Origin of the sequence: Marinomonas rhodophyticola (assembly GCF_026113935.1) — a bacterium.
Classification (GTDB): domain Bacteria; phylum Pseudomonadota; class Gammaproteobacteria; order Pseudomonadales; family Marinomonadaceae; genus Marinomonas; species Marinomonas rhodophyticola.
Genome location: NZ_JAPEUL010000008.1, coordinates 1 through 6,223 on the forward strand (window position 1 = coordinate 1; position 6,223 = coordinate 6,223).

Annotated in this window: 5 protein-coding genes and 1 pseudogene; 4 read left to right on the plus strand and 2 right to left on the minus strand. The window is 43.0% G+C overall.

The annotated features are described in order from the left end of the window. From ONZ52_RS14300 to ONZ52_RS14315, 4 genes and pseudogenes are all read left to right on the plus strand, one after another. Positions 1-905: GGDEF domain-containing protein (locus tag ONZ52_RS14300; RefSeq protein ID WP_265219433.1), on the plus strand; the 905-nt coding region annotated here is incomplete at its 5' end. A 103-nt stretch (positions 906-1,008) separates the two neighbouring features. Further along, positions 1,009-1,983 carry a glucokinase gene (gene glk, locus ONZ52_RS14305; protein ID WP_265218388.1) on the plus strand — a complete coding sequence of 325 codons (975 nt, stop codon included), beginning with the start codon at positions 1,009-1,011 and terminating at the stop codon, positions 1,981-1,983. Positions 1,984-2,000: 17 nt separating this feature from the next. Further along, positions 2,001-3,477, plus strand: a pseudogene (gene zwf, locus ONZ52_RS14310) (glucose-6-phosphate dehydrogenase). Between the two features lie 22 nt (positions 3,478-3,499). Further along, entirely contained in the window at positions 3,500-4,123 is a 624-nt protein-coding gene (locus tag ONZ52_RS14315) for a bifunctional 4-hydroxy-2-oxoglutarate aldolase/2-dehydro-3-deoxy-phosphogluconate aldolase (RefSeq protein ID WP_265218389.1), read from the plus strand. 80 nt (positions 4,124-4,203) lie between these two features. Here the strand turns inward: ONZ52_RS14315 and ONZ52_RS14320 are convergent, their stop codons facing one another. Further along, entirely contained in the window at positions 4,204-5,610 is a 1,407-nt protein-coding gene (locus tag ONZ52_RS14320; RefSeq protein WP_265218390.1) for a PhoH family protein, read from the minus strand. Between the two features lie 366 nt (positions 5,611-5,976). Beyond that, the coding region (locus ONZ52_RS14325) for a sigma factor-like helix-turn-helix DNA-binding protein (RefSeq protein WP_321160341.1) at positions 5,977-6,223 on the minus strand (247 nt) is incomplete at its 5' end.

A 6,223-nucleotide genomic window follows, 5' to 3' on the forward strand; every position in this document is an offset into this window, starting at 1 on the left:
TATGGGTGAACTTAATCAATGAAGCGCCCTTGTCCCATCTCATAGAAAGCCTAGAGAAAATGCCTGATTTACGTGATCGGGTATTGTTTACTAGACGTCGATCTATGATTGATATTATTAAAGCCAGTAATAAAACGGTATTAGTAAATACAAATCTGAGTCGTTGTTGGGAGATCATTCCGACTGTTTATCGTGATATTATTTCTTCTGTGGCAATTTCTCCGCTGACGATTGACGGTGAGTTAGTTGGTCTGTTTTGTCAGGCCGACTCGGACAGCACTCGTTATGATGCGATGACCAAAGACACTTTTTTACTTGACCAGCTTGCCATCAAAATTTCAATCTGTCTCAGTAACGTGACAGCAAGAGAGAAGCTTGAGTATTTAGCTACTCGGGATCCGTTAACCGGCCTATTAAATCGTCGGCAGCTTGAGTTGATGTTGGAGCGTGAGTTTGCTCGGTCTAAGTTACAAGAGCGTGATCTGACGGTTGTATTTATCGATTGCGATGCTTTTAAGTCGATCAATGATACCTTGGGACATAATTGTGGCGATGAGGTGTTAGAATACATTGCCAAGCGGTTGTTAAAATATGTTCATAAGCAAGGGTTGGCGTTTCGTTTTGCTGGCGATGAATTTGTGTTTGTGATGCTTGGTAAAAGTTATGAGCAATCCATTATGGTTGCTGAATCCATTCAGGAATACCTTCAATCTAATCCATTAAGGTATAAATCGAATCTTGTGCCGATTACGATCAGTTATGGTGGCGCCAGTGTAATGTCTGATAGGCCAAATAACTACAAGCACCTGCTAAAAATAGCGGATGAGCGTCTTTATGATTATAAAAATAACCGTAAAAGATTAGTGCCGACTAAGGTATTTAAATTTTTAAACAGACTCAGGTAGAATTGTAATTTTATTACATTCTGGCGACTGTTTTTTCAGGGTTGCGGTATTTTTCCCCTCAATTTTGTTGTAAAATTTCAAAAAAATTAAATAGGGTTCGTCTATGTCCCATGCTTTAATCGCCGATCTTGGTGGAACGAATGCACGTTTTGCTTTGGTTCCTATCCATCAGTATGAGCCTCTTGAAATTAGAGTGCTCCCTTGTAAGAATTATGCCAATTTTTTCGACGCTGCGGCCGATTATATAGAGCATTGTAGTGTTGATATGGAAAATATTGACGCTGTCGTTCTTGCCATTGCAGGTCCTGTCAATCAAGCGGTTATACGCTTTTCTAACAATCCTTGGCATTTTACTCGTGCCGAAGTGCAATCTTATTTTGGTGACGATAAACCCGTTGCCTTGCTCAATGACTTTGATGCTGTGGGTTACAGCTTAGAGGTTTTACCTAAAAGCGATATGGTGGTGTTGGGTGAAAACGCCACAGTGGATCCAAAAGCACCATGCTGGGTAGTAGGAGCGGGAACTGGGTTAGGTATTTCTTGTGTTGTACCTCAAGACAACGGCCCTAATATGGTGTTGCCTGGGGAGGGTGGACATGTGGATTTGTCTGCTTGTAATGACCTCGAAGACGATATTTTGAAATTCTTACGCACTCGTCATAAACGCGTGTCGGCGGAGCGTGTGCTATCGGGAATGGGTCTTGAAAATATATACGAGGCTATGGCGCAGCGACAAGGGATTGAAAAACGTTTAACAGCACCTGAAATTGGTGATGCCTTAAAGGAAGGTAACGACCCTATAGCCAAAGCTGCACTAGAACAGTTCTTTGTGTTTCTTGGGCGAGTGATTGGTGATCTTGTCCTATCGGTTGAGTCCCGTGGTGGTGTTTATATTGCAGGGGGGATTGTGCCACGTTATGTTAATGAAATCCTGAAAAGTGGTTTTCGTGACGCAATGCAAGATAAGGGGCGCATGAAAGAATTTGTCTCACCTATTCCGACGTTTGTCGTAATGTCTGAATACCCAGGGCTGATGGGATGTGCTTGTTATGCGTCTCATCTTGTGTCGAAAGCCTAAATAGTTGGAGAAAGAATATGAAGGCCAGTTTAAAAGCCTGTGATGTTGTAATTTTCGGTGGCGGTGGTGATCTTGCAATGCGTAAGTTATTGCCTGCTTTGTACCATTTGGATATGGATGGTTTGCTTGCTCCAACGACACGTATTATTGGTGCTTCGAGACGAGAAGTAAGTACAGCGGAATACCAGACAAAAATTCGAGCCGCGCTTGATGAGTTTGTGCCTTCCAGTGTTGGTGATGAAAAAACATGGCCGCGTTTTAAAGAGCGTTTGAGTTATGTGTCAGTCGATGCACAAGAAGCGTCGGATTTTTCACGATTAAATGATCACCAAGTGGGTGGTGATAATCGTGATGTTGTTTTTTACCTTGCAACGTCACCAGATTTATTTGGTTCGATTTGTTCTTCGTTAGCGGCCCACGGTTTGAATGCAGAGCGTATGCGTGTTGTTCTAGAAAAGCCGCTTGGTCGAGATTTGGCATCTTCTCGTGCAATTAACGATGAAGTAATGAAGAACTTCAATGAGCAGCAGGCCTTCCGTATCGATCACTATCTTGGCAAAGAGACAGTGCAAAACTTATTAGCGATACGTTTTGGTAACACTCTGTTTGAACCTTTATGGGATAGTGCGCATATTGATAATGTGCAGATTACCGTTTCTGAAACGGTGGGTGTAGAAGGGCGTTGGGGTTATTACGATAATGCTCGGGGCTATGCGTGATATGGTGCAAAATCACCTGATCCAGCTATTGTGCTTGGTTGCGATGGAGCCACCAGGTCGAATGGACGCTGACTCCGTGCGCGATGAAAAAATCAAGGTATTGAAAGCATTGCGTCCTATTGCTGGAGCAAATGCTTATACCAAGACCGTTCGTGGTCAATATGCGAAGGGTATGATCAAAGGCAAAGAGGTAAAAGGGTATTTCGATGAAGAAGGCAGTAATCCTGACTCTCGAACAGAAACCTTTGTTGCTTTGCGTGCGGATATTGATAACTGGCGTTGGGCTGGCGTGCCTTTTTATCTTAGAACGGGTAAACGCTTAGGTCAGCGTTATTCTGAAATTGTTATTCAATACAAAGCGGTGCCACATAGTATCTTTAGTGACGAAAGCAACCGTCAATTGCAACGTAACCAGTTGATCATTCGTCTTCAGCCAGAAGAGAAAATCTCTTTAACTGTAATGAATAAGGTTCCAGGCGTGAGTGAGGGCATGCTTCTTCAGCCTGTTGATTTGAACTTGAGTTTGACTGAAGCTTTTAATGATAAGCGTAGTCCGGAAGCTTACGAGCGATTATTGCTTGATGTTATGCGCAACGATGCGACTTTGTTTATGCGCTACGATGAAGTAGAGGCGGCTTGGAAATGGGTGGACGGTATTATGTCTGCATGGAACCAAACCAGTGAGCGTCCAAAAGAATACGCTTCCGGCTCTTGGGGGCCTGCAGCCTCGATGGCATTGCCGATCAAAGACGGCCGTAATTGGCATGATTATTAAGTCTTAATAAAAGGAAAATAAAATGACTACTTCATATACCGCTGAACAGGTAATGACAGCCACTTCTGTTGTTCCTGTCATCGTTGTTGATAGTGTTGAGCAAGCGGTTGCATTGGGTAAGGCCCTTGTTGCCGGTGGCGTGCCTGTTTTAGAAGTAACCTTGCGTACGCCTGCTGCCCTAGAGGCTATTACGGCACTTCGTAAGGAAGTACCAGAGGCGATTGTTGGAGCAGGGACAGTTTGTTCACGTGCACAATATATTCAAGCCATTGAAGCTGGCTCTCAGTTTATTATTAGCCCAGGGATGACGCCAGATCTATTGGCGGTGGGTAAAGAGTACGATGTACCTTACTTACCAGCCGTAGCGACTATCTCTGATATTTTGCTTGGTATGGAATACGGCTATGACCGTTTTAAATTCTTCCCTGCTGAAGTGAATGGTGGGGTGAAAGCGCTGAAAGCATTTGGTGGTCCATTGCCACAGATTAAGTTTTGCCCGACGGGTGGTATTGGTGCGGATAACTTCCGTGAATATCTAGCTTTACCAAATGTGCTATGTGTGGGTGGTTCTTGGATTGTACCAACTGATTTAGTGCGTGCCGGTAAGTGGGATGAGATTACCGAGTTGGCGAAATCCGTTGCTTAGGTTCTGAGTGATTTAATGCGCTGGTAGCAATATGAAAAGGGGAAGAGCATTTGCTCTTCCCCTTTTTTCGACCTAAAAACTCATAAATTCTCTTCAGCAAATTCGGCAAGTCGGCTTCTTTCTATACCATTGACGTGCATGATGCTGGCGTATTTAAAGGATTTTGTTTTCTCCACTAGGTAAGTTAATCCTGAGGTTAGTGGGGTGATGTACTTGTTATCAATTTGTGCCAAATTGCCTAGCACGATAATTTTTGAGTTGCTGCCGACTCGCGTCACGATGGATTTGAGTTGGAATTGTGTTAGTCCTTGTGCTTCGTCGATGATGATCAAAGCATTATTAAACGATCGGCCACGCATAAAGTTCAAAGATTTAAATTGAATGTTGGCTTTTTGTTTTACGTAGTCAATGCTGCTAAAAGAATGTTCGTCAGCACCATGCAAAATTTCTAAGTTATCGTCAAAGGCTGCCAACCATGGTGCCATTTTTTCTTCTTCTGTGCCTGGTAAGAAACCTATGTCTTCTGCCATGGGGGGCGTGGATCTAGCAACGATAATCTTATTAAAGCGTTTTTCCTCCATGGTGACTTGTAGTCCATAAGCTAGGGCTAATAGTGTTTTACCTGAGCCAGCAGGTCCTGTCATTACCATAAGATCTGAGTTGTCATGGCGCAATAAGTAAAATGCCATGGCTTGCTCTAGATTGCGGGGTAGAATGCCCCAGAAGTTTTGATTCATCAGATGCTGTTTATTGATATCGAGTAGGTAGACGTGTTCTTGGTCAAGGTTGACCACAAAGCCAATGAAGTCTTCATCGTCAATGACAAACATATTGAAATAGATATTGGGTAGATGGCTTTTATTAATCACATGGACCGTGTGGCGGCCATGAGCTTCTGTTTTAACGCTTTCAATGGTGGACCAAAAACTGCCTGAAAACTGAATATAGCCCTTACTCATTAGATCTAGATCGTCAAGAACCTTATCTTTACGATAGTCTTCGACTCGTTCTAGTCCTGAGCCTTTTGCCTTGATGCGCATGTTGATGTCTTTTGTCACAAGGCAAACAGAGGAGCGAGGGTGTGTTGCTTGTAAGCTTAAGCCAACATTGATGATGCGATTATCATTGGCGTGATCATGGTTGCCATTTAAAAATGGGATATTATCGGTTAGGGTGATTTGTTGGTCTGGATAGATGGCCAAAGAGCCTTCGACGCGTTTAGATTGCTCCTGATCTGTTTCATTATTGATAATGCGAATGGGGACGCCAGCTTGTAGGTCTCGAGGGGAGGCATCACCCACTATTTTGTCGATGGTGTTGATAGCTACTCGAGCTTCTCTACTAACGTCTTTGTCTCTCCTATCTTTGATAACATCTAATTCTTCTAGGACGGTCATAGGAATGACGACTTTGTGTTCGGCAAAAGCATAAATTGCCAATGGATCGTGCAATAGCACATTCGTGTCGAGAACGTAGATTTTTTCCATAGAATATTACTCCTGCAATGAACATGAAGCTTGCTTTTGAATAGGGAAGAAACGAACGAAACGCCTAGTGCTTAGATAATAATTGAAGAATTGAGTGTTTGGTTTAGTGAAAAGTAACAGGGTGAACCGTAATTTGGTAAGTGTTGTTTGATTGGCAGTTTGATTCACCAAAGAAGGCTGGAGCATTGTATTGAAATGATGGCGATTATGGTTTTGTGGCAAGTTGAACCTCACTGTCTTTATCCATACTCTAATTAGAGTGTATGACAGTTTTGTTGCTTATGCTTGTTCTAATAGGCTTTTTTAGCAATTTTTAGTTATAAAAAAACCGCTGTTTATGGCAGCGGTTTTTTTGTGCTCGATTTATCAATCGTCTAAGAAGCTTCTTAGGTGCTCTGAGCGACTAGGGTGGCGTAGTTTACGTAGTGCTTTGGCTTCGATTTGACGGATACGTTCACGCGTCACGTCAAATTGCTTACCGACCTCTTCAAGAGTATGGTCTGTATTCATGTCGATACCAAAACGCATGCGCAACACTTTGGCCTCACGTGCTGTTAAACCAGCAAGTACCATAGTGGTTGACTCGCGCAAACCTTCTATTGTTGCTATATCA